The following is a 23,507-nucleotide window of genomic DNA, read 5'->3' on the forward strand; positions in this document are numbered from 1 at the left end:
TTTATACTTTAAACGCTGCATTTAGGGCGTGTTTTAGAGAACTTGCTCTCAAGGTGTTCATGGTATTCATATTCGCGATATTAATCATATTATTCATATAGATAAAGCATGAACACCAGTATTCATAACCCTTCATAAGTGTACATAGGTGTTCATGCTCTCCGTTATAAATTTAACATTTAACCAACATTCACCCCATGAGCACTTCTTTGCAATTTAGTCTTTAAACATTGGGGTCACGCTATCAGATAGATTGATACCTATAATCGAGTTAACACGCTCCCCTTTAATAACATAATCACGCTCAAGAATTTTTGCTATATTATGAATTTTATCCCAATGCCGCATAACGAATAACTCAGTCTCTTTTATCATATTATTTAAAACATCAATTCTGCTGACCTCTTTATTTGTTTCGCAATATAAATCAAGCAGTTCCTCTACCCTCTCCCGGTCTGAGCCTGCTGATTTTTTACTGAATGAACATGCTTTACCAAATATGTCCCCTCCTCCATACGCAACCTCACTTACAGGACCAGCCAGCGATATAAGCATTTCCCTTTTGGCGTATTTTTTTATCTCTTTTGAGTGATGTTCAATGAAAGGCGTAATACTGCCGTCTCTATTTACTATTCCTGACTTACTTGCCAATAATCTCTTGAGATTGTAATCATCTCTAAATTGGCTTGATACAACCCCTAAACATTTAGCTTCATTGTAGTGCTCATCCCTTATGTAGCCGTTCTCATTCATGATACTGACATGCCATATTTTTAAACAAGAACTCCAGTTGGCAACGGCGTGACCAGCTTCATGATGAGCAACACAGGCCTTACCGTTTGCAATCCAGTTGAAAAAATCACTATTTTCAGGTGGCGTAGTCATTGCTAACTCTCATATCCTAAATGACAGAGCCCGGCTAATTACCGGGCGTAAGAGTTAATAATAAGTGTATGGGCGCATGTGCTTATCGATGGTTTTTTGTCTTTCCTTCTCATCGACTTTCTGCTGCTCCCAGTGCTGATCAAGCTGCTGCTGAAGCTGAATGTTTTTATTCACATCAGCATCAAAATCCCGGCGCTTTTGAGCTGCTTCTTTAGCATTGATACTAGGGATATATGGTTTCGATTTGATGTTGTTCGCCTCCATGTATTCCCCGGCAATTTCCAGTAACGAGACAGCCTCACTGCGTGGAATATTTTCAGGCAACGTATAGCCGGAAATCGCTTTCAGAACTGCGATGGGCACAAACCGAAGTGCCTCAATGGCGATGTTTTCCGGGTTGCGTTCAACGCCAACCGTGAAATCTGGCACGGCTTTCCATACTAACTTGAGAAACTCAGCATGGGATTGAGGCGGCTGGCCTGAGCCTGCAGGCTGCTGATCGCCAGTTCTTTTCTTTAGCCGGTCTGCTGTTCGGTTAGCTGCTGCTGCACGATTTTCAGCGGCGATAATGCGGTCATTCGCTTCTGCTAAGGCTCTAACGATGGATGTCATAAAGTCTGCAGATGCGGGGTCTGTAGGGAATTGAATCTCCGTATCATTATCAAAATTTGCAGTAATGATTACGCCAGATCCGGAAGGGGTCGCATTAAAGCGAGTCATGTTTGGCATGGTCAAATTGTCCTGTAACCTCGACGGGATTGTCGGTATGAATATTATACATGCAAACCATAAAAACAGATACAAAACACAACATCAACCACAAAAAGTGGTAAATAGGTGTAGAGTTCTGCTATTCTGTATTCGTGGGTACGGAATCCCCCACCGATTGCACAATCGTGATACTAAGCAAAGCCCGCGCCTTCCTTCGCGGGCTTTTTATTTGCTTACTTCTTCGTCGGGTTGGGATAAGGCTGTGGCAGCCAGTCCTCAGCACTTCCTGAAAGTTCCACGTTGGTTACAACTCCTCGCGTCTTTCTCTCTTTCCGATATTCGTGATTAAACTCGCGCATTGCGCTCTCCATGCCCTCAGCGAATTTATTAAGGGTTAGCGGCTTATCGAATCCGTTAGCCTCCAGAAAGGCCAGATACGCATGATAGAGATACACGCGTGGGTAGAGAGGCGGATTGCGGTTCCCTACCAGCATTCCCGTACACTCTGACAACTTTTCAAGGTATGCGCAGAAAGCATAAAGTGGGTCTGTTTTCTGTTTAACCTCCAGCGCTTCTTCACTGTTCCTCTGTTCCAACAAAAGCGCCCTTGCTTTCTCTGGATCAGAAAAGTTAGCCAGGAGCCGGCGGACAATAACCGGGATTTCTGCGGATATCTTTTCCGACAAATCGGGGTCTTTGTCTTCCTCTCGAACCCGGTTATTAAACTGAAAAATCACCCTACGGCGGGCAACGCCTCCGGCCCGTTCGGTGAAAATCATCGGCGTGTTGTTTGTAGCGACTACAACAGCCCTCAGAACGGCGGTGTACTGGTGTTCATGCTTCGGGTCAATCTCTACGGCATCGCCGCCCGTAATCGCTTTTATACCCGTTCCCTCGCCTGAATATTTTGGCTGGTCTGGTAGGGTTATCATACTTTTGCCTACGAACTGCGCCCGACCTCTGGCGCTATCCAGTGCGGCCATATTTCCGCTGGCCGTGTTGTGTTCGCCAGCCAGCATAGTAGCAATGTGAGTGAAAACGCTTTTGCCGCTACCTCCCTCCCCGGTTATCTCAAGAAAAAGTTGCCAGTCGTAGCGGTTCGCCAGCACCATAAAAAGCCCAGCGGCGATCCGCTTCATTTTAAGTGCGTCTCTTCCTGCTGTGTAACTTAGCCATTTATGGAAGTTTGGCGCATGGTCGTGAAGATTTTCGCCAGGCTCCGGCGGCGTATAGATCACACCGTTATCGTTAGTAAGCCAGTTATCTAATGAATGCTGCGAGAAAGTCCCGGTTTCCATGTCGTACACGCCATTTTTGAACGGGATCAGGCTCCGGCGAGGCTGGCCCATAACAGGAATGACAATCTTCAATGCTTCAATTACGTTATTTACTGAGCGTTTACTGAAATTAGTCTGATTTTCGTTGTAGATAGCCACCATTTCGCGGCTTAGTTCTAATGGCGCTGCTTTTACCCATACACCTTCACGGTACAGATATACAGCCTCGCTCTCTGCGTGAATGGCTATTCCCTCGTAACGGTCTGCCAGCATCAGCGCTTTTTCATTATCCGCCATCTGGATCAGGTTGATTTCTCCGCGCCCGCGCTTTTTACCGCCATCGACTACTTTAAGTTTTGCGCCCACACTTTCCCCCTCCGGCTGATACATCGAATCGTTAAATGCTGCTATAGCGGCTTCCAGTCCGTTTTGTCGGTGGTAGTCGTTCCAGTCCGCCTTGTAGTCCACAGGGGGCAAAGAAACCCAGCCAGCAACGGCTTTAGCGGCTTTCTCTGCACACTCCTTACCTGTGTTAACTTTCACTTCTCCGCTTCTGTCACTTTCGGCGCACTGGTCATTATCTGCAGCAATGATGATCCGCGCGTTCGGGTATTTTTTGCGCATCACCTGAGCAACGGGCAGCAGGTTCCCAGCGTCAATAGCTGCGATAATTGTCGCATCAGGGCGGAACTGCTGAACCGAAAGCGCCGTTGCCAGCCCTTCGGCGATAATCACCGTTTCCGACGTTGCGCCGGAATTAACCACGCAAAAAGAGCCTTTCTTCACCGTTCCGGCCACCAGCCGCTTACTGCCATCAGGTTTAATCACCTGTGCGCCAGTCGCCGCACCAGCACCGTTTTTCAGCACCAGCAGCAGCGATCCGTCGGACAGCATCGGGAAGGGGCATTCAAGCCCCTTTGATGTAAGGTAAGCAGACTGCCCCGGAGAGGCTTTGGCGGCCAGCGCCGCAACTTTCCCGGCGATATCCGTTTGAGGCTTCTCTCTGGCTTGCTTCGGTTCCGGCATAGGCAGCGACATAGCTTCGGCCACCAGCTCAGCCGCTTCTCTCGGGCCGCACTGGTTGACCTTCATCACCAGATCCAGCCCAGTACCCGCGCCACAGTGCGAACAGAAATAGGTTCCCCGGTTATCTTTATTGTCGAACCGGTAGCGGGTTTTGCCGCCGCACGCCGGACATGGCCCTTCTGCGCTGTTTGTAGGAATGGCAAGGCGCTCCATAATTGCAGGCCAGTTATTATTAGCCCTGCTACGAATTTCATTAATGAAATTATCTTTCACGGCATCACCTCGCCTACCAGATTAAATTCTTTGATAAATCGTGATTCATTCAGAGTGCATGGAGATAAATAACCATCACGAATAAATGTCACTCTGTTGAATCGGTAACTTTCGACTGTCACAATATCGCCCCATCCATCACGCCATTTATCGCCCTGCCTGATTTCAGGTTGAGATAATCCGCTGGCAATTAAGCCAGTATTTTTCTTTTTCATTTGTTATATCTCGCTATTTGGCTTGTAAGCGTCCCGCGCCTTTACCAGCTCGCCAATAGATTTATTCAGCAGTGACATGATAGCGCCCACCCGACACGCTTCGCTGTGTGAACTCTCATCGTTAGTAATGCTGTCCAGCCACATGCTGAGAACCTCATACGTGCATTCACTTTCGGATAGGGCATTCTCGACGTGCATCAAAACATCAAAGGGAACCTGTCTCATTTTTTATCTCCCATATGCAGCTCAGCGACTAATGCCCGGTGAATTTCCTGATTAAGGTCACATGCCAGTGAGATATGGTTCAGCAGGGTTTCCGAACATTCAGCGCAGGCTTTTTCCAGAATGGTTTCAAAGAGTGAAGCGGCCAGTGCTGATTTATATTCAGCCTGGTCTAAGCTGATTGGCTCACGCATTTTTCGCCTCCCGGACAAAGTTAATACGGACGTGTTTATACCCGCCTTTCTGAGCAAGTAGCTGCGCCGTAGCTTTCGCTGTTTCAGGGCCGGTGCTGGTCATGGTGTAGTGAATACCAACGGTAAGACCGCGTTTGTTAACAGCGTAGCCATCAATCTGGAAGGTTTTACGCATTGCACACCTCCATAGCCAGACGAGACTGGATCGCGGCCGCTTTACTACCTAACTGCAGATATGTGCGTGTTATTGCCGGGTTGCTATGCCCGAGCATTTCAGAGGCCACCAACAAGCCTTGTTCACCGCCTGCTGACATGAGGTTAAACGCTGCTATTTTGCGGCTTGAGTACGCGCTCAGGCGCAGCTTGGCGTTTATGAAGCGGGTAAACCACACCATTACGCCATGAAGTTTTCGCCAGATGGTTTGGCGGGTCACGCTACCTTCCAGACGTTGACAACGGTTACTTTCGATTTGAGAGCGGGAAAATATCAGGTCGTCCTCTACCAGATTCCGCTCCTGACGTTCGCGAAGCCGCTTGATGATGCCCGGCGGTAACTGTTTGGTGTCGTGCTTAACGTCTGCTTTAGCCACCAGCCCGAATACTATCGCCTGTTCTTCGTCGGTCATATCCGCTGCCAGCGCATCACAGTTGATGCTGTCCCACTTCATGTAGGCGATATGGTCAGCGGCAAGCCTCGCGGCGTCCTTGCGCTGCTGGCGCACGATTTCAATGCCTTTGCGGGTTGCCCGCGCTTCGGCAGCTTTGGTCTGTTTGGCAACGATAATTGTCGCCTGCCCCGTTTCCCAATTGATGCAGGAATAGCGCAGGTTGCAAACGTCGCTGGTACGCCAGCCGGTTACGGTCGCAATGTCCCACCAGAGCAGCACCCAATCCGGTTGTGTCTGCTGTATGCGTTCGCGTAGCTTGCGCTGTTCGTCACGGTCATAAACTGGCGTCATTGTGCGACTGCCCTTAGTGCTAACCGCTTTAACCACGTTGCCGCGCAATTCGCGGGCTTTGGCCGTCAGAGTCTGGAGGTTAAACATTGTGCACCTCCAGCATTTCCGGAGTCAGGAGGTTCAGGCCATAAGATCCACAGCCAGAATCACGCAGGCTGCTTTCAGTGCGGATTTTTGCGGCAAAAGTCAGATTCCAGCATGGGAAGGTATCGCGGGCTTCTTCTTCGGTATCAGCCATTGTGCGCAATACGATTGGTGTGCAGTCGTGTTTTTTCGGTGTGGCCAGAAACAGCCAGGTATATTTGGGGCAGGTTGATTTAGCCATTTTAGCGGCTCCTTGGACATTTTTAAGGAGTCTCGCCAGATGCTGCTAAACATGGGTGGCGAGACGTAGCGGGGTTAGCAGACTGGCGTCCAAGATACCAGCAGGCCGAAGCCTCCCCACCACGCCCCGCCATAAATCGGGGGCATAGGTGAATTACGGGCGTAAAAATACCGCTATACGGAAATCAGCGGCTACCCGCTCGGACGTTCAGGCTGCTAAACCCGGCACCCGTTTTGTGAGGTGCGAAATAATCATAACCACACTAACCCCTTTAGCGCAAGGAAAATATCCCCTGCGCATAGATCTGAAACCTACGATTAGTACCCACGAGAAGCGTAAACCCGAGCCATACCAGCCCAGTGCGAGAACAGAATTTCATATTTAACAGGATTGTAATTAATACTCCCTTGAACGGCTGCGGCGTTCCATGCGCGATCTGAAATGGTTTTGTCTTTGGCTGTTTTACCCCATTCAATAATTCCTTCAGCCAAACCTTGCACACATGCCCGACTTATTACCTTTTCATCAACGTAAGCCCCAACATCAGAGCACGACTCCATGCTCATGTTCAGGCTATTTTTAAGAGATTCCAGCCCTGCTACGGACATAAAGCGTCGGCCATTGGCGTATGCAACCCCATCATTTCTGATAGTGAATTTTACCGTGCGAAACGCATCAACAATAACCTGCTGTTCTGGTGTAGGGTTCTGCCACAAGACAAGGTTAATCTCTCGCTCAGAGGCTATTGACTCTTCCTTTTCACGCTTAAGTCGAGCATCCCGTTCAGCCTGATATTGTTTTTGATTTTCATCATGAGTCTTTTGATAGTTGGAGGCTAATGCGTCTCTGTTTTTACTAAAATTTGCAACACCATTTATAAAATCGCTTTTGCTAACCTTGTTTAATCCCATACTCCAGCGGTCATTTTCATAATCATCATAAATGGCATCAATTTTTGCTGGATTACCGAGTACAGACGCCAGATTAGCCAAGATTTTAACCATCTCCTCGCCAGCCCTCGCCCCCGGCTCAAAATTTGATATAGAGCCAACCTCATAGCTACCGTACTCATGGTATGCCGCATAGAAAATTGGAATTAACTTCGGTTTTTCATTCACTGATTTAATAATGTTATTGTCGTCGCATTGCAGCCCATCCCACTTGAAAAGACTGTCTCCGCCATTTTTGTATGTTTTACAATCATCGATACCTAAACGAACCAGCGCATCCCATCCGGGACGCTTTTTGTAAGCATCACTTTTGACAATATGCATCTGATTTAAGGCTTTGGCTGGATCTATTTTTCCGGCGGTACATGAGGCCAGAGGGAATGCGAAAGGGATAAAGATAGCCAATTGCATGAGGGCTTTAGTTCGTTTTTTCATCATCCTAATGTCCGTTTAAACCGAGATTATGAGCCATCTTAAATTGCGGTCGAAACCAAGTCGATAGAAAGCCATTTTCACCGTTCGCGCCATCGGTAACTTTCAAACCAACGCCAGCCAGAGAGTAGAATTTAAAACCCGCCCATTTTCCTTTGGGTGAGCAGGGTTACTCCCCGTAATGCTGTTAACTGACCCTCTTAAAGAGGGTTGGTTAACCGGCTCGCTCAGAGATAGTCGGTTTCCATCGTGCAAAAATGCAGGTTGTTGGTTTTCCTCATAATAGTATTTTTCAGCATCACAGCAGCTCTCTACGTTATTCATCGGAACCTCTGAACCACGTTTAACGTTGTTTTGCACTGAACCCGAATACTGTTCGTGTTTATCTCGATGTCCGTACGTTAAACGTACGCAGTTAATTTGTGCATACGAATTTCGTCGGCTCAACGTTTGACCACCAGCAATAAAGACAGCCACTAACTTATGAACACTATGAATACCCTATGAATACCTTAGATAAAGGTGTTCATAGTCTATCTGTATGATTTTTTATGACTAAATTTAAATCATGAACACTATGAATACCTTTGTGCATTTTTCTGCAAACATTCCGCCGCTACCCGATGAAATGCCTTTCCCTGGCTGGTGTAAGTTACCGTTGCTGGCAACAGACAATAAAAAAGGCTTGCCCCTTTCGGTAACAAGCCCCGTCTATTTGCTCCGCTTTCATGCGGTACAGATCCCGCGCTTTTCACTTTGTTTCCCGATCCACGCTTCAACCTCGTCACGATACCAGCAGTTACGGCCTCCCACTTTAAAAGGCATCGGAAAACCGTTTCCCTCATCTTTGAGGAAATCATAGAACGCAGAATCAGAACGGTAGCGAAGTCGCGCTTTAACCTCGCCTTTAAGTAGTATTTCACTATTCGATTCAGACATAAAAACCTCCGTATATATATGAATCAATTATAACAATTATGAATAAAAAAGATACATTTCGGCGTTTGAATGGAATAAAAAATCTGGCGTATAGCCAGCAATAAACGTCGAGTTTTGAGGACTAACCAATCAGCCTTAATCCTTTATCGCCCTTTGTCTCAAGCAGTTCTCCGCGCTCTGCGCTATCGACATAATCCCCCCACCACTGCATGAGCATACGCCGCTGTTCAAAGTAATCAGTACGATTGTAGATATTGCGGATCGCGTTCCTGCTTCTGTGAGCAAGTGCCGCCTCAATAACATCAGGGTTAAACCCTTCTTCATTCAGCACAGTTGATGCAAGCGACCTAAGACCGTGAGTAACAACCTCTCCGCTTAGCGATGTTTTATGAATAGCGATCTGCCCGGTACATTTTCCAATCGGCTTATCTCCCTTTTTGCCGGAAGGAAAAATAAACGCCCCGCGACGCCATTTTTCAGCATTGCGTAAAACTGCTATTGCTTGCGCGGACAGCGGTACAGCGTGTGGCCTTTTCCCTTTCATTCTTTCAGCCGGAATTTTCCAGACAGCACTGTCTAAATCAATTTCGTCCCAAACAGCCAGGCGAGCCTCAGATGGCCTTACCATCGTTAAAAGCTGGAAGTAGACACACAGCCTTATCGGCTCCCACATACTCAGCCCCAGCCATTCAGAAAGGAACACAGGCAATCTGCCTTTATCCATCACGGGCATTGGTACGCTTCTTTTGGCTGGGAAAGCCTTGCCGATTTTTAGCAGGCAATTATGGTCAATGACTCCGGTGTTTACCGCATAATCCATTACTGAATTGAGCACAACTATCATCTTTTCCAAAGAGGCGGGACGATCGGCAAACTCTCTCATTGCCTGAATTGTTGAGGCGGCATTCATTTTATGTACCGGCTCGTCACCAAGAACACTATTCAGCGTTTTTAAAGCCCCCTCGTAGCCTCGAATTGTATTGCTACGGATGCCCTCCGTGATTTTTATTTTCAGCCAGTTATCAGCGATAACTGAAAACTGCTGCGCATGTTTTTTCCGTCTGTCGCTGAGTTCTTCTTTTTTAACCTCATTTGGATCTATCCCTCGGGCAACTTTCCTTCTGGCTTCTTCTCTCGCCTCCCTCGCTTCTGCGAGACTAAATTCTGGATATCGGCCAATAGTGAATGTCTGCCTTTTCCCGGTTATGGGGTGCGCATAGCGGAATCGCCACGATTTACCGCCTGACTTAGTAACGTACAGAAGAAGTCCAAACCCATCATGAAGACTGTAATCTTTAAGCTGTGGCTTCGCGTTCTTAACTTCTGCATTGGTGAGTGGTTTAACAAGCATCATCAGCTCCTATCACTGCTTCCGCTGTGGTTTCTTTCGTAGTCCCACTTATGGCGAATTGAACCCCAGATAGACGAAAGTAATCGAATGGATTCAAACACCATAAGCAGGGACTAAACCCAGCCACACCGCGCTTTATTGAACGTTAACGTATTGATTCATAGATATTAAAATAATCAGGCGCACTGATCCCCTCAGCGGTTACCGTTGCCGATAAGCCGAGTGTGTCCAAATTGAGGGCCATTTATGCCTCGCTGGTTACTGTCGTTGTTCCGTAGATGGTGTCGATTTCAGCGAAGAACTGGACGCGGCGCGTCGTCGTGTTCACTGTCGTATTGAAAGAGAGGATGGATTTAACGCCCCTCGTTTCGAGGATGCGCTTACGGATCGCCAGGTTGTAGGTTTCCGGCTTCTGCTTACCAAGTACGGACTGAATCCACGGAGTCCCCTCGGTGGTGTCGAGGAACCATTGCCCGTACCATAATTCGAACCGCGTTTTCACCGCCTGCGCCACGGCCTCAGGTGAGTTAATCAGCCAGGTATCATCGCCGCTGCCAAAGGTGTAATCACCGTTGGCTTCTTCACGTCTGTATCGCATCAGTTCACCCCGTCTGTGTTGCTTCCGCCTCGCTGAACCCCGCCATGCGTGTGCGTATCATCGATTGACTTGCCGTTAGCTTTAACGGTACCGATAAACTCGACAGCGCCGGTGATTTTGGATGCAACGCCAGAAGCAACAGAACCCACCATTCCACCCAGCCAGGACAGGAGCCCGTGAATGGTAACTTTCGCCGAGAAGTCGGCCTGCGGGGTAACAACATCAAGGCCGCCAGGCGCTACGATTTTAATTTTCTGAGTAGAGGGATTGAGCTCAAAGAACGTGCTTCCGTCATCGCTGCGCAGCTGAGCGGCCCCTGTGCTGATTCCGCTGATTTTCTGCGCCTGTGACTGCGGCCCGACGATACAGAACGCATCCGATAAGTCATGCACCCGGTCGTCTACAGGCTCCTGCACGCCGCCGTTCTGCCACCAGAAATCGATACAGCGATCGGCGAAAATCACCAGGCATTCATCACCGGCGTTAACCGGGAACGTTAGCGTGCATCCCCCGCCGCGCGGAAATACCACCGGCACATCCACCAGCAGCGGGTAATTTTTGGTAATGCGGTTCCCGTCGTTGTCCGTTTCTACCGAACGGATAGCAGGCTGCACAACCGCCGTAACCGCGTCAGGGTCGAATGACTGAACAATGCCAGGCAAAGCGACGCGGATCTGGTTCTTTGTTGTGTCCCGCTCAGATTTGAATGTTTCGGCAAGGTCGCCGCTGCGGGTCTGGTCAGATACTGCCATTTCGTAGGCTCCAGAAAGCAAAAAACCCGCCGGGTGGCGGGTTATGAGGTCGAAGGTATGACGGCTATTTTACGCTGACATTGACACCAAGTTCTTTGGACATTTCCCTAGCCATAGCCTTTCGTTTTTCCATAGGTGTTGTATCAATTATATTAACGATACATTTCGCATCAGTGGCTGCGCACAATTTATAATCATCAGTTAATCTTGTAATCATTTTAGTAAATAAAATAAAAGTGTTAGCGTCTGATTTAGGGTCTTTAATATCTTTCAGCATCGCCATTGAATCTTTATACATAACGTCAGATGCTGTATTTACATATTCATCTGTTGGCAGACACCCGCGAAGAACAGGGTCACCTAATACTGAGCCATCACCTATACAGGCGTAACTGACTTTATCGCCCTTATTCAAATCAATCGCAAGCTTCTCGTTTTCTTTAGTGAAATATAAAGAAACTCCCTTAATCCCCACATTAGTTTTTAGCTCTACTGCTGGAACATCGCCCATGGTGGATCTAATTTTTTCGACAGTTCCAGAAACGACAATGGGTTTACCCTTATAGTCTCTGTCGCCCCTCGCTTCATTTGCATCATAATCCTCTGCAATTTTTTCAGCGGAAACAATCACCGTTTCATAAGAAAACATATGGGCGTCAGAATGGATGAATTGTTGAAGGTCATATTTAAAAAGATGCTTAAGCATGACCTTTTCGCTATCACTAAACGTTATGTTTTTAACAGCTGAAATAGCAGCAAAAGGAACAGAGCATAAAAACAGAGCAGCAATAACCTTTTTCATCATTGGTCACTCACCCTTAATTTGTGAACATGGGTAGGAACCAATTAGCTTGGGAGCATTCATGCTATTTTGAAGCAATTGGACATTGAGGAACGATTTCCCTCCACGCTTCACAAATTCGAAACCGTAATTATTACCGTCACGTGCAGGCATCAGCCCCATATCCGTTTTAACGTTATTCCAATCGTCCTTCTTACCGAGAAACTTGATTTTTTGAGATGTAACTTGCTCGCCATTGATTTTCGTCCAGCCGTTATCAGCTGCATGAAGTCGGTATCCGCCGCATTGTAAATCAGCGAAAGCCGCAGAGCAGGAAAACAGTAACGAAATTGTCAGAAATAACTTCACACGCTTCATGAATATATCCTTTGCTGCGCTGAGGACGAGAGTAAATCCGCCGCGCCACGCGCTTCGCACATCATATCCATGTACCACGCCTGGCCCCTTGTGTCGCCAGTGTACATAATCCCGCGCACAATATAAACGCCATCCGTTGCAATGCTGGCAGGTTGCGCCGTGGTGCCGCTTAGCGTGATATTGCCGCCTGTGTTCTGGTCGGTGATCTGCCCACCAGCCATAGCGATATCGTTGTTCGACAGCGCGGTACGATACACGGAAGCCTGATCCAGCTGAATGAGTCCGTTAACCCGGATGTTCGGGTTAATCAGCGCGCGGACGTTTACGCCGTTGCCGATGGTCTGCTGCGGCATGCCGATAAGCCCGGTGGCGCTGTTGAGCACAATCGCATCGTGAACATATTCGTTATTCGCCACCATCTGGCGCTGCCCGTCAACGAACTGCCATGTTGCGCCACATTGTCCGGCCACGTTATCCATAAGATGCCGTGTCATGCCGAAAAGCACCCGGCCCCGTGGGAACACAGTAGCAGGCATTTCAGGCGTCAGGCCTTCGGTCGCGCCTTTGGCCTCGAAGTCTTTCATCAGCGCGCGGTTCACGTCTGCGACCGTGTAACCGGCTGCCAGCGTCTGCGACGTTATGCTGGTGGCAAAAGCCAGATCCGTATCTGCTGCCTGAATCAGGACATAGGAATCAATAGGGCTGTCTTTACCGGTGACCGAGTAGCGAATTTCACCGCTGAAAATCAGCCCGTAGTTGCGGCCATCGCTCTGGCCAACATCCGCCGCGTCGACTTCACGCACGGTCCCGACATCGCTTGCCGATACCTCCGGCGCGATACCGTCATAACCGGCAATCAGCCGCACTTTCGAAAACTCTTTACCGGTGATCCGGTTGGAGGTATCAGCAGACAGGTTGTAGATTTTGAACGTTCCCACCCGTGACGCGCTGCTGATGTTGAACCAGTCGATCGTAAAGGTCACTTTAAAATCGCTGAGCTCAATCCCCTGCCCGTTCTCGTCCAGGAGCTGCAGCTCGAAATGTCTCATCCAGTTCTGTGACATGCTTACTCCGTTGATACCAGTAAATGACTGCGGCCGCCCAGGTCGGTTTTCGTCGGATAATCCTGTGTGCTGTCGTCACAGACCACCACCAGCTTAAAGCCGAGGCCCATATAGGCGTACTGCGCCAGCAGGTCAGCGCCGGTGACGAGAGGAATACCGGAGATTACCGGCTCCCCTCTGTCGTTCTGTAGGTCCATAATCCAGTACAGATCGCGCCAGGTGATACTAATCCGCCAGGTGGTCCCCGCCAGAATGATGCTGAATTGCTGGTTATCCGCTGTCAGCGGGATTTCCTGAATTGCCATTAGCCGAGTCCCAGTAATGACGCCGCGTTACCCGTGATGCTTTTCAGCAGCGAGGTATTTGGCGGCTTTGTGGTTTTGTTGCCGGTGTTCAGTACCGCCGACGTGCTGGCCCCGTCCTTCATGTTAGTTTTATCCGCGACGGTGATCTGCTGCGTCTGCGAGATAAGAACCTCCCTCAGGGTGAGAACGGCAGACAGGACGTTTTCGGTTGTCTTGTCTGTCGTCACTTCCAGCGCGCGGATCAGCATGTTGCTGTACAGCCGTTTGCCGGTCACAACATCGAAAGGAATACGGCTCGCCTGCAGGTCGAGTATCTCCTGATACGTCTGCTGGGGACTTAGACCGAGCAGGCTGGTAGCCGTCAGGTTACTGGCAAAATCCAGCAACGATCCGCCACCAGCGAAACCGACCTCCATCACCACTTCAGACGGTTTTTTGTAGGCATGGTCGGCGATGGCGGCCCCGACCTCGACAGGGTGCTCTGTTATCTCCAGCGTGTCGGTATGCTTCTCAGAAACAACCACGCTGGGGACAATCATCCCTATTTTTCGGCTCTGCTGCTGAAAGAGCGTAGAGAGAATATCCATTAGCCCACCTTCGTTTGATTACCGCGCATGACCTGGGCGTTTGCCGACTGCTGCCGACGCTCGACCTCGGTACCGACAGAACGCGGGTCACCACCACCGTAGATGTGATAGGTGTTCTGTTGCTGTACCTGAGCACCGGGCGCGGGCATGTTGCTTAACACCTTCGGAATGTAGTTGCGGGTTTCCTGAGGCATGAGGGCCATACCGTGCTTCTGCACGTTCCCGATCCCCCAGTTGTATGAGGCCAGCGCCTTGCTCAGGTCACCGCCGTTAGCCTGCAGCAGCTGTGAAAGATACTTTGCGGCTGCCTGCGCGGCCTTCTCCGGGTCGAAAACATCATTCCCGCGCAGACCCATGTCGCGCGCCGTGCCGTCCATAAACTGAAACAGGCCTTTAGCGCCAGCGCCTGAAACGGCGAACTGATTACCGCCCGATTCCGTTATGGCCACGCTGCGCAGTAACCCCTCCGGAAGCCGGTAGAGCTGTTCCAGGTTGGTAAGCATCGGCTGCATCCATCCCAGCAGCTCAGAGCCCGCTTTGGTTGGCTGTGGCCGCTTTACTGACTGGCCGAGCTGTTCAGGATCATCCTCACCAAACCAGCCGCGCACCGTTCGGCCCACGCTGCGAGGATCGAATCCCCAGTGCTCTTTAATCCAGTCGGCGGTACCGTTGGCGCTGTCTGTTACCATCGGCATCGCTGACGGATTTTCGCTGCCCTGATTAAGCATCTGTTTGCCGATGCTGGCGGCATCAGCCCAGCGGCCATCTTTAATGGCGTTGAGCAGGTCGGCGATCATATTCAGCATTTTGCTGAACTCGCCCATCTGGTCGATAAAGTTGCTGAAATCCCACTTCAGGGACCATGATTTGGGGTCAATATTGAGCAGTTTCGCCAGCGCTTTCGCCAGTTCGTTAACGGTCGTTTTAAGGTCACGAACCATCTTCAGCGCGGCGTCGACTTCCGGCTTCCACTTGCCCCAGTCAATCAGGCTGTCCCCGCCTTCCTTCCAGGTCTGATAGTCCTCCCACAGAAGGGCAATTCCCGCCGCAAGCGCGGTAATCAGGCCAATCGGCGACATCCAGAACGTACTGTTCAGAATGCGCAGCGCAATCGTCAGCGCGCCAAACAGCGAGATCAGCTCCCGGGTTTGCTTATCCAGCGATTGCCACCAGGTGATAAGGCTGGATGTCCCCTCAATAAGCCTGAAGAACAGCCGCCCGATAATGTCCCCGAGCGCCAGAATGCCTTTTATGGCTTTCGTCAGGGTCTGCTCGATGCGCGGGAAGTTATCCAGGATGTGTCGGCGCAGCGTGTCCAGCGAACCCGCCAGACCACCAGCAAGATTAGAGCCGATTTTGTCACGGGCCATGCCTGCCATCGCGCCGAACTCGCGCAGGGAGGTCATGAATTTGTTGGAGCTTCTGGCCGCCTCGTCAGCATTGAAGCCGATAGCTTTCGCCATTGCGCTGTACTGCCCGGAGAAACCGCCCACACCCCGACGCATCGCCATCAGGGTATTTTCGTCAATGCCCAGCATCTGCGCATACTGGTTAGCCCGGTAATACGGCATGCTGCTGAGCTTCTGGCCGACACCCGTAAAGATAGCGGCCATATCGCGCATGTTGCCGCTGGCGTCACGGGTCTGTACGCCCAGGCGATTCAGGAAACCTTCCGCGCCGGGATTGTTACGAACAAACCGGGAGAGGCTTTCCAGAGAGGTTCGCGCCGCGTCAACGCTGCCGCCTACCTGCGAAACCGCATAGCCAATAGACTGAATCCCCTGAACCGTCGCGCCGGTGCGCTGTGACGCCCAGTAGAGATTATCCAGCCCCGAGGCGATCTTAGCCGTGAAGGCCACCACGGTAAGCGCGGCACCTTCGACGGCCAGCCCCATTTTGATGGCGTTTGCGGTCGTACCGGCGAGAACAGAGTCGAACTTTGATGCGCCCGCTTCATCGATATCGAATCCGAGCGAGACGAGAAAATCTTTAATAGTCTCAGCGTTCATTATCCTCTCTCCATTTCTCAATACGGCGCTGGTTGTCAGCCTTAACGGCCAGGTGGTCATTCATCAGCGCGATATCGCACAGATCGACTGATCCATCCTTCAGCGCGTAATAAGGGATTAACCCGGCATCAACCGGGTCAAGGAGATAAGACAGCCCGTCAGGCAGGCTGTTGAGGGTTAACCCTGAGGCTGGCCCAGCGTCGCGCTGGTAGGGCTCACGGGCAAAAAATTTCCCAGTGAATCGGCGACCACCCGCGCCACCAGCTGCAGCATGGTCAGCAGATCGATATCATCGAACATCAGCTGACCGCTGTTAAATACCGGCGTCCATCCGTCCATGTGCTTGCGTGATACCACGGCCAGGCATGGATGAATAATCGCGTTGGTGTCTTCTTCGGTCAGGGAGGACAGTTTTTCAGCGATACACGGCAGAAGGGTTTCAAACACCGGTTGTAGTTTATCGAATTTCACGTTGTCGATTTTGCCATCAGCAGGCAGAAGGGAGCGAATGCTCCCGAAATCTGACATCATGCCCGCCAGCACCGGCAGCAGTTTGCGGGTCACTTTCAGCTGGTCAAAAACGCTGAGTTTTGCCACGCGGTAATCGTGGCCTTTGATTGAGCATTCCATCTGTTAAAACTCTCCGAGAACCTGGTCGATTTTGCCGCAGTCAAACACCCAGGGCATCGTATTACCGGCTTTAGCGTTGGCGTTATCCGGTTGTTTCTGGAACGCCACGCTGCGCGCCGTGATGATGTCACCGCTCACCTTGTTTCGGATCACAATGACGTTGTTTCCCCAGGTACCTGAGGACTGACTCTGCGCGTTGTACGCCAGCGACAGCTTTTTGTTTGTCGGTGAGGTCTTCAGCAGGTTGACGGTTACCGTGCCGCTTTTATCCGCGTGCAGGCTGTGCATCACTTCGCCGTCAGCGCCGATGGTCATGGTATTTTTGGGGCCGCCCATTGCAACGGTGATCCCCTCCTCTGAACTGGCGGAACCGTAGCCCAGATCAATCTCGCCAGTCGGGCCGGAGAGGGACGCCGTGACGTCCATAAAAGAATAAGTAGACATTCGTGTTCTCCTTAGCGAACGACGTTGATCTGCACATCAGCGAAATGGACCGCACCCGCCAGCTTACAGGCCACCTGAATCACCGGTGCCTTACGTGCTTCACGGTCTGCCTGCGCCTGCTCTGAAATCGGCTGCGCGTAGACGTAATAGCCTTTTGTCAGCGTGTCGCCGGAATCCAGCTGCCCAATCGGACCTCCGTTCCATACGCCAGCAGCTACCAGACCGTTCGTGACAGACTGATCCATTGATTTCTCAACGTTAGAAAGGAGGCGCGTAACACCCGCATCAGTCTGTGGGACTTTGGTTGTGCTGGTGTAGAGCAGGTTATACAGGTTGGTCTGAACGTAGTTCTGCAGCCAGTCGAGCCCGTGGCGCTCATCGAAGAAATCGCCGCTGGACATGACGCCCTGCTGCAGGATTGCCGTATCGTTTTCGTAATACACGTAGACGTTACAGTTTTTGGTATCCAGCGCCTTAGCCTGGCTGAGATCCAGTGTCTCGTAGGTGATACCCGGCTCCTGCTTGAATTTCAGGGTAATGGTCGTGTTACTGCCGTTGAAATTCACCGTAAACGCCCGGCCAAACGCAGAAAGCGCGGCGTACTTGCTGCTGGTGGAATACTGCACAAACGTGCGAGCGTATTTTGCCGCCTTCAGCTTATAAGCCAGGTCGGTAGTGGAGGTCGCGTTTACCGTCTCAGGCTCTGCAGTGGTAATCGCCAGAATTCGGCTGAGACTGGAGGCCTCGATCGCAGCGGCCACGCTCAGCCAGTCGGCATCGTCGATATCTTCATCGTCAGCCACGGCCAGACCGTACCAATTCGTGTAATTCAGAACGGCGTTCACCGCCTGCAGCAGCGTTTCCGTCGAACCGCTTTCAGCCGATACCAGCGTTTTAGCCCAGCGACCGACATACACCTGCTGAGGTTTCGGTGATTGCGAGAAATACACCGTAGCGGCTTCATATTCCGGGCTATCCACGCCGAAATCTGTGCCGATATCTTCCGGGGATGAGTAGAGGCGAATGCGCTCAGAAACCGGGATAACTGTTGAGCTCCCGAGAATGAGCAGCGAACCAAAGTTTCGACCAGTAGCCGCACGCGGCCCAATGATCACGTCGACATTAACGACGTTAGATACAGGTAATCCCTGCGGCATAATTTAGTCTCCGAAAAATGAGACGGGCGCATCTTGCAGCGTCCGGACGTTGTAGGTACGAATGTTTTTGCGGGACAACGTGATGGTGAGGTCATAGCGCCTTACCCACTGTTTATTAATGAGCTCTGGCAGGTTGTAGATAGTCCCGGCCTCCACCAGCGAAAGCCCCGAGCGATTCAGTTCGGCGTTGTTTTGCTCGACGAATATCCCCGCTCGGAAAGTTGATGCAGTGTTGGCCCCCAGAGGGCCATAGAAGCAGCAAATCACCGTTACCTGTTCCCATGTCCATTGCTCGGACTGTTCTTCCGAAACCTGAACATCGGACTGGCTTAACGGCTGGGGAACGGTAGTGATGCCGAAGGCGCACCACGTCACCCCGTTGTTGGGGATCTGAGGCTGCGGGTCAGTCCATCGGGGAAAAACAAGCGCGGCCGGCAAGCCAGAAACACCACGAATCCATCGGCTGATTTCACGCTCCAGCGCCTCGTCATACTGGGGGCTATCCCCGACAGGCGTCAGGTAACCGCGCGTGGTGCTGTCGTTACTCAACTGGCGTCCCTCCGTTAAAGTCCACCAGCTCACAATGTGCCTGGACGAATCCAGCACCGTAACTGGTGTACGGGTCGACGAACGTCACTCGATAGTCGCGTCCGTTATAGCTCACGATATCGGCATCAAGTCGCGGGGCGCTGTCTGTACCGGGCTGGCCCTGGGTTAATCTGAACTGCGTCACGATGAGGATCGCGCCACTGATGTTCTGGCCAGCCTCCATTCGCCTGGCTTCCAGAGAACGGTCAACCGTCACCACGCCAGAGAATGGGATATCCTGAGCTGTGTTTTTCGTGAAATTGTCCTCATCTACCGTCTGAACCTGCCGGTGACAAACCAGACTGGTGTCCATGAAGTCGGGATCAAGAAGAACATCGCTCACATCGAGAAGAGGCATTATTTTTTCCTCACGACGTAGTTAATTGAGCGCAACAGGTAACCGTGGGCATACAGCGGCTTTTCGCCGGGAATGCCCTCGGCCCGTCTGCGTTCGAGGGTTTTCTCAGAAAGCGGGTGCAATCTGTCGCCAGCTCCGATAACGGCTTTTGCAGCGTCACGGGCAATCTGTCCGGCACTCTCCAGCTCACACACTGCAGCTTCAGTCTGCCCCTCCAGCGCGGCGGTTGCCGCTGCCTTCAGGTGCGCAGTGGTTCGGGGTTTTGAATCCTCGATCCCCATATCCAGAAAAGGACGCGGGGGAAGCGTGATCGTTGTACCGTCGATTTCCACCGTTGCCCCCGTCGAGTGGAGGTAGCCCAGTTCCGCGTTATTAATCGGAGAGCCATCCTCGCGCCCTGCCTTGTCCTCAGGTATTCCCACCAGCACATCCATTCCGGATAGCTGCCGGAGGGATTCCAGAACAGCCACGGCGTTGTCAGCGCGAACCGTCAACCCGCTTTTCATAGCAGCTGCCTGCCACCAGCGCCGAACATCGACCACCACCAGTAGAACTCGCGCCCGTAGGCGGTGCTGTTCCAGAAACCGGCATCCGGGTTAATTACTCCGGACACGTCATAGCTCACTGAAACCTTATCCACTGATTTAGAGGACACGACACCTGCTGCGCCGTTGCTGTTCACACCACCAGCGGCAGCGGCGGCCAGCGTGCGGCCGCGCAGCTCCGTATAGTGAGCCGTGAATAGTTCAGCAAGGTAGACGAACTGATCGCCCTGTACGTCCTGATTCAGGAGTGAATCGGCCTGCCCCAGATAGAAATTCACTGAGGGGTCAGGGTAGCGGGTTTTATCGGCGAACTCGGGAAAGTCGGTGCGGAACTGCTCGTTAGTCGGAAGCCTGCTGTTTTTTGGCATTTTTCGCGTCCCCGCCGGTGTTATCGGTTTTGTCCGTGCTGTCGGCAGGTTTACCGCCTGCTGGTGCCTGAGCAGCTGCCAGCTGCGCTTTCAGGTCTGTGTTTTCATTCCCCAGCGCAGTGATGGTTTTTTCATGCTCAGCCAGCTGCGCTTTCAGGGTGTTATTTTCTTCTGCCAGGAGAACAAGGCTCGCGGAAAGGTCTTCATTGCTCTGCTCGTTCGCCAGGTCGGCTTCGTCAATCGGGCGCGCATAGGCTTTAAAGGCCCAGTGGTCCTTCACTTCTTTCGGGAAAGAGGAACTGTCGTGGATGCCCTGAGACAGCTCAAATTTAGAACCGTCGGAAAAGCTGAGAGTAGCGCCACCGGAAACAACGTATTTCATGTTTTTTGCTCCATAAAAAAAGGCGGGTTTCCCCGCCTGTTTCAGGTTAAGACGCCGGAACGTCCAGGTAAGAGATCGTATTGGAATACGGGGTTTCCACCTGGCCCAGCTTGCCGTAGTAAGTGGTCAGCTGCTGCAGGCCGCGATACTCCAGCGGCGTGTTCAGCAGAGGGACCATTGGGAAGCGAACGTATTTTTCGTCCTGGGTGTAAGCAACGATACGATGCGCGCCACCAGCGCCACGCTTGGAGGCCCACTTCATGGAGACGATCTCCAGTGGTGTGCCGTTTTCCTGGAACGCGATGGTGTTAATCTTCACGTATTCCAGCACGGAGATATTCCCTGCAGAGGAAACCTTTTTGCTCGCCAGCAGGCCGAATAACTCCGGTGCCAGGCCGATTTTTGCCGGGCAGACCGCATAACCAGAACGAACCCAGCCATCAGACAGCACCAGGTTGATATCCTGGACAATCACATCCGGATCGGTGGTTGCGGTCCACGCTGCAGCTGCAGCAACAGGAGTAACATCCGGCAGGTTCAGCAGGCCAGCAACGCCGAGCTCGTTATCACCGATATAAACCTGTTCGTCGGTGTCCATGTTCCACTTCAGCTTCATGCCTTCGTATTTCTGGACATCAACCGGACGGCCCAGTTTCTGGGCAGAAGCCAGTTCCGGTACCGTCCAGCTGATTTCTTGCCCCCACAAGGTGAGGTTGTTACGGGTAGGCTGGATATCGAGTTCGATACCAGGAATGGCAGTAGCTTTTTTACCGATCCAGTTTTTACCGTTAGGGTTTGGACCACCAACGCCGACGAAATCGGTGTTAGTGAAGGATGACACTTCATCAGCGATAGAAATATCGCTGCGCAGCGGCATGTCGCGTGACCATTTGTAGGACACTAAAGGCATGTTCAGCGTCTGATCCATGCGCTCCAGTTCGCCGACGAGAAACGCGCCGGTGGAGTCGATGGTCGCTCTGTCAATTGTAAACATTAATTATTCCCTCAGATGTTATAAGCGATTTCAATACGGCCGTCGGCTTCACCCGGCCCCATGACCTCTGCATTTGGCAGCTGAGGTGTATTTGATGCGGTAGAGTCCGGAGACAGCACAAAGGAGCCAATCGGGCTTTGAGTGGTGCCACCAGCCACGCGAACGTAAACCGGATCGCCCTTTTTCGCGGTCGCCGCGTTGCCTGCGGTAGCAGTTACGCAGATGTAACCACGTTTCAGGTTGTCACCAACCTGATTAGCCGTCACACCGATGTAAGCAAGGTCCAGAGCAGAGGTGATCGGGAACGGACGAACCAGAATCCCTTTCACTTTGCTGATGGTGTCGCCAGATTCCAGCGGAACGAATTTATCGTTCACGTACTTACCAACCAGCCCGTAGGACGCGAACTGCTTCGTGTGGTCCAGGCTAACCGGCTCGATGGTGAGATCACGAGGACGGGTAACGCCCCCGGCAATGCCCAGGGGCATGCGCGTTAAATATGCAGTACCTGCCATGATGATTTACCTTATTTGTTTTTTGCCCAGAATTCGGCGTTGACCTTGTTCAGTTCTGCCGGGGAAAGGTGTTTAGTGCTGATTCCGCTGTCTGTGGTGCGGGTAATGTTGTTCAGCGGGGTCAGCCGATTTTTCGCCTTATGCAGCGCCACAGCGGCAGTAAACACCGCGTCGACAGTTGCCTTAGGCGCTTTGTAGAAATCATCCACACCGAACGATTTCAGGCTGTCACCGGTGCGCATTGCGTGATTCAGCACCTGACGTTTAAGGCTCTTATCGCCAGCAGGCTGGAAGCCAGGGCAGATAATTTCCGCATCGGCGATCAGGTTGCGTTTAAAGGCCGCGTCACCTGTCACTTTGCGGTTTTCTTCTTCGTCTTCGTCGGTGGTCATGTTGCCCGGGTCCGGATCGCCGTCGGTGGTTTTACCCTCCAGCTTTTCCAGACGAACCAGCAGCGCTTTCGCCCAGGCCGGAATTTCTTCATCGCCCGTGCCGGTTTTGTCTTTGTTCGGATCGCCTTCGTCCGTGGTGGTGGTGCGATTGCCTTCAGGCAAGGCGGTGGCCTGTGAAGGAATGTTGATAGTGATAGAGGAACCGGGGATTGAAGGCATGCCATCAGACGGCATATCCGGCGCTTCGTCGATGAGTTTTGCCAGTGCATCCTCATCTTTCGTCTTAATGGCCTGAGCCAGTTTTTTAAGCCATGACATTACAGGCTTCTCCTTTGTTGTTGATGGGATGGAATCCCCGATTGCACAGCGGCCACCAGCACGCCCCCGGTCGATGCCGACAGCGAGGTGGTTACCTGTGATTTGGTATTGCTTGCCCTTACCGGGGGCCAACTGCTTGTACTGCGCGTCATAGCCACAGCTGACATCGGTCAGGCCAGAATTCACCGCGTCGATTGCTTCCTGCCGTTTAATAAGCACGTCAGCAATGAGCAGATCCGATTTATCGCCGGTGCCGCGCCGGACGTTCTGAATGTGTCCGTGCGCCAGCTCTGCGAAGTTAGAAGGGTTCACGAAAACGATGTTGCCCAGACTGTCCTCTGGATGCCCCAGCGTGACGGCTACGCCCTCAAAGCTCGCCATCGTCTCAGGGGAAAACACCTCGTCTTCTGTTCGCCAGACTGTCACCGTGCCGGTGCCGTCCGGTTCGAGGTCGATTTCCTCAGGTAAATAGACCTGCGTCCCTGTGCGTGCGATCGGCACGTCTTTACACAGCAGAGAGCCGTCCGCCTGCAGATAGCGCGTTTCGCCCAGGCGTGTAGTGAAGAAATATTTCATGGGTTAC

General features: G+C 51.6%; 32 protein-coding genes and 1 pseudogene. All 33 read right to left on the reverse strand.

Annotation, left to right across the window (positions count from 1 at the left end):
- Window positions 1-216: 216 nt before the first annotated feature.
- The 33 genes and pseudogenes from KGP25_RS18220 to KGP25_RS18380 all read right to left on the reverse strand — a co-directional run bounded on the left by KGP25_RS18220 (window position 217) and on the right by KGP25_RS18380 (window position 23,500).
- Window positions 217-885 (reverse strand): peptidase M41 family protein, encoded by a 669-nt coding sequence (locus KGP25_RS18220; protein ID WP_223539415.1) that lies wholly within the window; start codon window positions 883-885, stop codon window positions 217-219.
- Window positions 886-939: 54 nt separating this feature from the next.
- Entirely contained in the window at window positions 940-1,614 is a 675-nt protein-coding gene (locus tag KGP25_RS18225; RefSeq protein WP_223539416.1) for a hypothetical protein, read from the reverse strand.
- A 215-nt stretch (window positions 1,615-1,829) separates the two neighbouring features.
- Entirely contained in the window at window positions 1,830-4,172 is a 2,343-nt protein-coding gene (locus KGP25_RS18230; protein WP_223539417.1) for a toprim domain-containing protein, read from the reverse strand.
- Window positions 4,169-4,387, reverse strand: coding sequence for a DUF4222 domain-containing protein (locus tag KGP25_RS18235; protein WP_223539418.1), 219 nt, complete (start codon window positions 4,385-4,387; stop codon window positions 4,169-4,171). The genes KGP25_RS18230 and KGP25_RS18235 overlap by 4 nt, the downstream gene beginning before the upstream one ends.
- Before the next feature lie 3 nt (window positions 4,388-4,390).
- Window positions 4,391-4,531 (reverse strand): hypothetical protein, encoded by a 141-nt coding sequence (locus KGP25_RS18240; RefSeq protein WP_223539419.1) that lies wholly within the window; start codon window positions 4,529-4,531, stop codon window positions 4,391-4,393.
- A 77-nt stretch (window positions 4,532-4,608) separates the two neighbouring features.
- Window positions 4,609-4,803, reverse strand: coding sequence for a hypothetical protein (locus tag KGP25_RS18245; RefSeq protein ID WP_223539420.1), 195 nt, complete (start codon window positions 4,801-4,803; stop codon window positions 4,609-4,611).
- On the reverse strand, window positions 4,796-4,978 hold the full coding sequence (locus KGP25_RS18250; RefSeq protein WP_219290596.1) for a hypothetical protein: 183 nt from the start codon (window positions 4,976-4,978) through the stop codon (window positions 4,796-4,798). The genes KGP25_RS18245 and KGP25_RS18250 overlap by 8 nt, the downstream gene beginning before the upstream one ends.
- Complete coding sequence (locus KGP25_RS18255; protein ID WP_223539421.1) at window positions 4,971-5,849, reverse strand: tyrosine-type recombinase/integrase; 879 nt, start codon at window positions 5,847-5,849, stop codon at window positions 4,971-4,973. The genes KGP25_RS18250 and KGP25_RS18255 overlap by 8 nt, the downstream gene beginning before the upstream one ends.
- A complete protein-coding gene (locus KGP25_RS18260; protein WP_223539422.1) occupies window positions 5,842-6,087 on the reverse strand; it encodes a host cell division inhibitor Icd-like protein in 246 nt (81 codons plus the stop codon). The genes KGP25_RS18255 and KGP25_RS18260 overlap by 8 nt, the downstream gene beginning before the upstream one ends.
- Before the next feature lie 317 nt (window positions 6,088-6,404).
- Window positions 6,405-7,475, reverse strand: a complete 1,071-nt coding sequence (locus KGP25_RS18265) for a hypothetical protein (protein WP_223539423.1) — start codon at window positions 7,473-7,475, stop codon at window positions 6,405-6,407.
- A gap of 720 nt (window positions 7,476-8,195) precedes the next feature.
- Window positions 8,196-8,408, reverse strand: coding sequence for an AlpA family phage regulatory protein (locus KGP25_RS18270; protein ID WP_003826341.1), 213 nt, complete (start codon window positions 8,406-8,408; stop codon window positions 8,196-8,198).
- 121 nt (window positions 8,409-8,529) lie between these two features.
- The gene (locus tag KGP25_RS18275; RefSeq protein WP_223539424.1) at window positions 8,530-9,762 is read right to left on the reverse strand and encodes an integrase arm-type DNA-binding domain-containing protein; all 1,233 of its coding nucleotides are present in this window, start codon (window positions 9,760-9,762) and stop codon (window positions 8,530-8,532) included.
- A gap of 148 nt (window positions 9,763-9,910) precedes the next feature.
- Window positions 9,911-10,003, reverse strand: a pseudogene (locus KGP25_RS18280) (hypothetical protein); the annotation flags it as partial.
- Window positions 10,004-10,357 carry a hypothetical protein gene (locus tag KGP25_RS18285; protein WP_223539425.1) on the reverse strand — a complete coding sequence of 118 codons (354 nt, stop codon included), beginning with the start codon at window positions 10,355-10,357 and terminating at the stop codon, window positions 10,004-10,006.
- A complete protein-coding gene (locus KGP25_RS18290; protein ID WP_223539426.1) occupies window positions 10,357-11,109 on the reverse strand; it encodes a Gp138 family membrane-puncturing spike protein in 753 nt (250 codons plus the stop codon). Before KGP25_RS18290 ends, KGP25_RS18285 begins: the two co-directional genes overlap by 1 nt.
- Before the next feature lie 64 nt (window positions 11,110-11,173).
- Window positions 11,174-11,914 carry a hypothetical protein gene (locus KGP25_RS18295; RefSeq protein WP_207167743.1) on the reverse strand — a complete coding sequence of 247 codons (741 nt, stop codon included), beginning with the start codon at window positions 11,912-11,914 and terminating at the stop codon, window positions 11,174-11,176.
- A 3-nt stretch (window positions 11,915-11,917) separates the two neighbouring features.
- Entirely contained in the window at window positions 11,918-12,268 is a 351-nt protein-coding gene (locus tag KGP25_RS18300; protein ID WP_058657614.1) for a hypothetical protein, read from the reverse strand.
- Window positions 12,265-13,332 carry a hypothetical protein gene (locus KGP25_RS18305; protein ID WP_223539427.1) on the reverse strand — a complete coding sequence of 356 codons (1,068 nt, stop codon included), beginning with the start codon at window positions 13,330-13,332 and terminating at the stop codon, window positions 12,265-12,267. The genes KGP25_RS18300 and KGP25_RS18305 overlap by 4 nt, the downstream gene beginning before the upstream one ends.
- A gap of 2 nt (window positions 13,333-13,334) precedes the next feature.
- Window positions 13,335-13,637: a hypothetical protein gene (locus tag KGP25_RS18310; RefSeq protein WP_032666013.1), complete on the reverse strand. Its 303-nt coding sequence runs from the start codon at window positions 13,635-13,637 to the stop codon at window positions 13,335-13,337.
- Window positions 13,637-14,224 (reverse strand): phage baseplate protein, encoded by a 588-nt coding sequence (locus KGP25_RS18315; RefSeq protein ID WP_016247449.1) that lies wholly within the window; start codon window positions 14,222-14,224, stop codon window positions 13,637-13,639. Before KGP25_RS18315 ends, KGP25_RS18310 begins: the two co-directional genes overlap by 1 nt.
- Window positions 14,224-16,233, reverse strand: coding sequence for a transglycosylase SLT domain-containing protein (locus tag KGP25_RS18320; RefSeq protein WP_223539428.1), 2,010 nt, complete (start codon window positions 16,231-16,233; stop codon window positions 14,224-14,226). Before KGP25_RS18320 ends, KGP25_RS18315 begins: the two co-directional genes overlap by 1 nt.
- Window positions 16,223-16,399, reverse strand: a complete 177-nt coding sequence (locus KGP25_RS18325; protein ID WP_024131618.1) for a hypothetical protein — start codon at window positions 16,397-16,399, stop codon at window positions 16,223-16,225. The genes KGP25_RS18320 and KGP25_RS18325 overlap by 11 nt, the downstream gene beginning before the upstream one ends.
- 11 nt (window positions 16,400-16,410) lie before the next feature.
- Window positions 16,411-16,863 carry a phage tail assembly chaperone gene (locus KGP25_RS18330; RefSeq protein ID WP_223539429.1) on the reverse strand — a complete coding sequence of 151 codons (453 nt, stop codon included), beginning with the start codon at window positions 16,861-16,863 and terminating at the stop codon, window positions 16,411-16,413.
- A gap of 3 nt (window positions 16,864-16,866) precedes the next feature.
- Window positions 16,867-17,307, reverse strand: a complete 441-nt coding sequence (locus KGP25_RS18335) for a DUF3277 family protein (RefSeq protein WP_003826314.1) — start codon at window positions 17,305-17,307, stop codon at window positions 16,867-16,869.
- A gap of 11 nt (window positions 17,308-17,318) precedes the next feature.
- Window positions 17,319-18,464: a DUF3383 family protein gene (locus KGP25_RS18340; protein WP_223539430.1), complete on the reverse strand. Its 1,146-nt coding sequence runs from the start codon at window positions 18,462-18,464 to the stop codon at window positions 17,319-17,321.
- A gap of 3 nt (window positions 18,465-18,467) precedes the next feature.
- Entirely contained in the window at window positions 18,468-19,013 is a 546-nt protein-coding gene (locus tag KGP25_RS18345; protein WP_223539431.1) for a hypothetical protein, read from the reverse strand.
- Window positions 19,006-19,410 (reverse strand): head-tail adaptor, encoded by a 405-nt coding sequence (locus KGP25_RS18350; protein ID WP_148244148.1) that lies wholly within the window; start codon window positions 19,408-19,410, stop codon window positions 19,006-19,008. The genes KGP25_RS18345 and KGP25_RS18350 overlap by 8 nt, the downstream gene beginning before the upstream one ends.
- Window positions 19,410-19,916, reverse strand: a complete 507-nt coding sequence (locus tag KGP25_RS18355; RefSeq protein WP_223539432.1) for a hypothetical protein — start codon at window positions 19,914-19,916, stop codon at window positions 19,410-19,412. The genes KGP25_RS18350 and KGP25_RS18355 overlap by 1 nt, the downstream gene beginning before the upstream one ends.
- Window positions 19,913-20,323, reverse strand: coding sequence for a DUF4054 domain-containing protein (locus KGP25_RS18360; RefSeq protein WP_023150225.1), 411 nt, complete (start codon window positions 20,321-20,323; stop codon window positions 19,913-19,915). The genes KGP25_RS18355 and KGP25_RS18360 overlap by 4 nt, the downstream gene beginning before the upstream one ends.
- Window positions 20,295-20,705, reverse strand: coding sequence for a hypothetical protein (locus tag KGP25_RS18365; RefSeq protein ID WP_088728362.1), 411 nt, complete (start codon window positions 20,703-20,705; stop codon window positions 20,295-20,297). The genes KGP25_RS18360 and KGP25_RS18365 overlap by 29 nt, the downstream gene beginning before the upstream one ends.
- 46 nt (window positions 20,706-20,751) lie before the next feature.
- Window positions 20,752-21,699: a DUF2184 domain-containing protein gene (locus KGP25_RS18370; RefSeq protein ID WP_016247459.1), complete on the reverse strand. Its 948-nt coding sequence runs from the start codon at window positions 21,697-21,699 to the stop codon at window positions 20,752-20,754.
- A gap of 11 nt (window positions 21,700-21,710) precedes the next feature.
- A complete protein-coding gene (locus KGP25_RS18375) occupies window positions 21,711-22,214 on the reverse strand; it encodes a hypothetical protein (protein ID WP_148244146.1) in 504 nt (167 codons plus the stop codon).
- An 11-nt stretch (window positions 22,215-22,225) separates the two neighbouring features.
- Window positions 22,226-23,500 carry a DUF2213 domain-containing protein gene (locus KGP25_RS18380; protein ID WP_223539433.1) on the reverse strand — a complete coding sequence of 425 codons (1,275 nt, stop codon included), beginning with the start codon at window positions 23,498-23,500 and terminating at the stop codon, window positions 22,226-22,228.
- Between the last annotated feature and the right edge of the window lie 7 nt (window positions 23,501-23,507).

This window comes from Enterobacter sp. JBIWA003 (genome assembly GCF_019968825.1).
Classification (GTDB): Bacteria; Pseudomonadota; Gammaproteobacteria; order Enterobacterales; family Enterobacteriaceae; genus Enterobacter; species Enterobacter quasiroggenkampii.

Bases quoted from the DNA above. Each gene is read 5' to 3' on its own strand.
- KGP25_RS18370 (WP_016247459.1), bottom strand. From the start codon at position 21,699: ATGTTTACAATTGACAGAGCGACCATCGACTCCACCGGCGCGTTTCTC.
- KGP25_RS18285 (WP_223539425.1), bottom strand. From the start codon at position 10,357: ATGCGATACAGACGTGAAGAAGCCAACGGTGATTACACCTTTGGCAGC.
- KGP25_RS18275 (WP_223539424.1), bottom strand. From the start codon at position 9,762: ATGATGCTTGTTAAACCACTCACCAATGCAGAAGTTAAGAACGCGAAG.
- KGP25_RS18300 (WP_058657614.1), bottom strand. From the start codon at position 12,268: ATGAAGCGTGTGAAGTTATTTCTGACAATTTCGTTACTGTTTTCCTGC.
- KGP25_RS18320 (WP_223539428.1), bottom strand. From the start codon at position 16,233: ATGAACGCTGAGACTATTAAAGATTTTCTCGTCTCGCTCGGATTCGAT.
- KGP25_RS18330 (WP_223539429.1), bottom strand. From the start codon at position 16,863: ATGGAATGCTCAATCAAAGGCCACGATTACCGCGTGGCAAAACTCAGC.
- KGP25_RS18255 (WP_223539421.1), bottom strand. From the start codon at position 5,849: ATGTTTAACCTCCAGACTCTGACGGCCAAAGCCCGCGAATTGCGCGGC.
- KGP25_RS18270 (WP_003826341.1), bottom strand. From the start codon at position 8,408: ATGTCTGAATCGAATAGTGAAATACTACTTAAAGGCGAGGTTAAAGCG.
- KGP25_RS18265 (WP_223539423.1), bottom strand. From the start codon at position 7,475: ATGATGAAAAAACGAACTAAAGCCCTCATGCAATTGGCTATCTTTATC.
- KGP25_RS18360 (WP_023150225.1), bottom strand. From the start codon at position 20,323: ATGCCAAAAAACAGCAGGCTTCCGACTAACGAGCAGTTCCGCACCGAC.
- KGP25_RS18310 (WP_032666013.1), bottom strand. From the start codon at position 13,637: ATGGCAATTCAGGAAATCCCGCTGACAGCGGATAACCAGCAATTCAGC.
- KGP25_RS18365 (WP_088728362.1), bottom strand. From the start codon at position 20,705: ATGAAATACGTTGTTTCCGGTGGCGCTACTCTCAGCTTTTCCGACGGT.
- KGP25_RS18250 (WP_219290596.1), bottom strand. From the start codon at position 4,978: ATGCGTAAAACCTTCCAGATTGATGGCTACGCTGTTAACAAACGCGGT.
- KGP25_RS18375 (WP_148244146.1), bottom strand. From the start codon at position 22,214: ATGGCAGGTACTGCATATTTAACGCGCATGCCCCTGGGCATTGCCGGG.
- KGP25_RS18315 (WP_016247449.1), bottom strand. From the start codon at position 14,224: ATGGATATTCTCTCTACGCTCTTTCAGCAGCAGAGCCGAAAAATAGGG.
- KGP25_RS18305 (WP_223539427.1), bottom strand. From the start codon at position 13,332: ATGTCACAGAACTGGATGAGACATTTCGAGCTGCAGCTCCTGGACGAG.
- KGP25_RS18260 (WP_223539422.1), bottom strand. From the start codon at position 6,087: ATGGCTAAATCAACCTGCCCCAAATATACCTGGCTGTTTCTGGCCACA.
- KGP25_RS18220 (WP_223539415.1), bottom strand. From the start codon at position 885: ATGACTACGCCACCTGAAAATAGTGATTTTTTCAACTGGATTGCAAAC.
- KGP25_RS18355 (WP_223539432.1), bottom strand. From the start codon at position 19,916: ATGAAAAGCGGGTTGACGGTTCGCGCTGACAACGCCGTGGCTGTTCTG.
- KGP25_RS18225 (WP_223539416.1), bottom strand. From the start codon at position 1,614: ATGCCAAACATGACTCGCTTTAATGCGACCCCTTCCGGATCTGGCGTA.
- KGP25_RS18335 (WP_003826314.1), bottom strand. From the start codon at position 17,307: ATGTCTACTTATTCTTTTATGGACGTCACGGCGTCCCTCTCCGGCCCG.
- KGP25_RS18350 (WP_148244148.1), bottom strand. From the start codon at position 19,410: ATGCCTCTTCTCGATGTGAGCGATGTTCTTCTTGATCCCGACTTCATG.
- KGP25_RS18290 (WP_223539426.1), bottom strand. From the start codon at position 11,109: ATGGCAGTATCTGACCAGACCCGCAGCGGCGACCTTGCCGAAACATTC.
- KGP25_RS18240 (WP_223539419.1), bottom strand. From the start codon at position 4,531: ATGTGGCTGGACAGCATTACTAACGATGAGAGTTCACACAGCGAAGCG.
- KGP25_RS18340 (WP_223539430.1), bottom strand. From the start codon at position 18,464: ATGCCGCAGGGATTACCTGTATCTAACGTCGTTAATGTCGACGTGATC.
- KGP25_RS18295 (WP_207167743.1), bottom strand. From the start codon at position 11,914: ATGATGAAAAAGGTTATTGCTGCTCTGTTTTTATGCTCTGTTCCTTTT.
- KGP25_RS18380 (WP_223539433.1), bottom strand. From the start codon at position 23,500: ATGAAATATTTCTTCACTACACGCCTGGGCGAAACGCGCTATCTGCAG.
- KGP25_RS18245 (WP_223539420.1), bottom strand. From the start codon at position 4,803: ATGCGTGAGCCAATCAGCTTAGACCAGGCTGAATATAAATCAGCACTG.
- KGP25_RS18235 (WP_223539418.1), bottom strand. From the start codon at position 4,387: ATGAAAAAGAAAAATACTGGCTTAATTGCCAGCGGATTATCTCAACCT.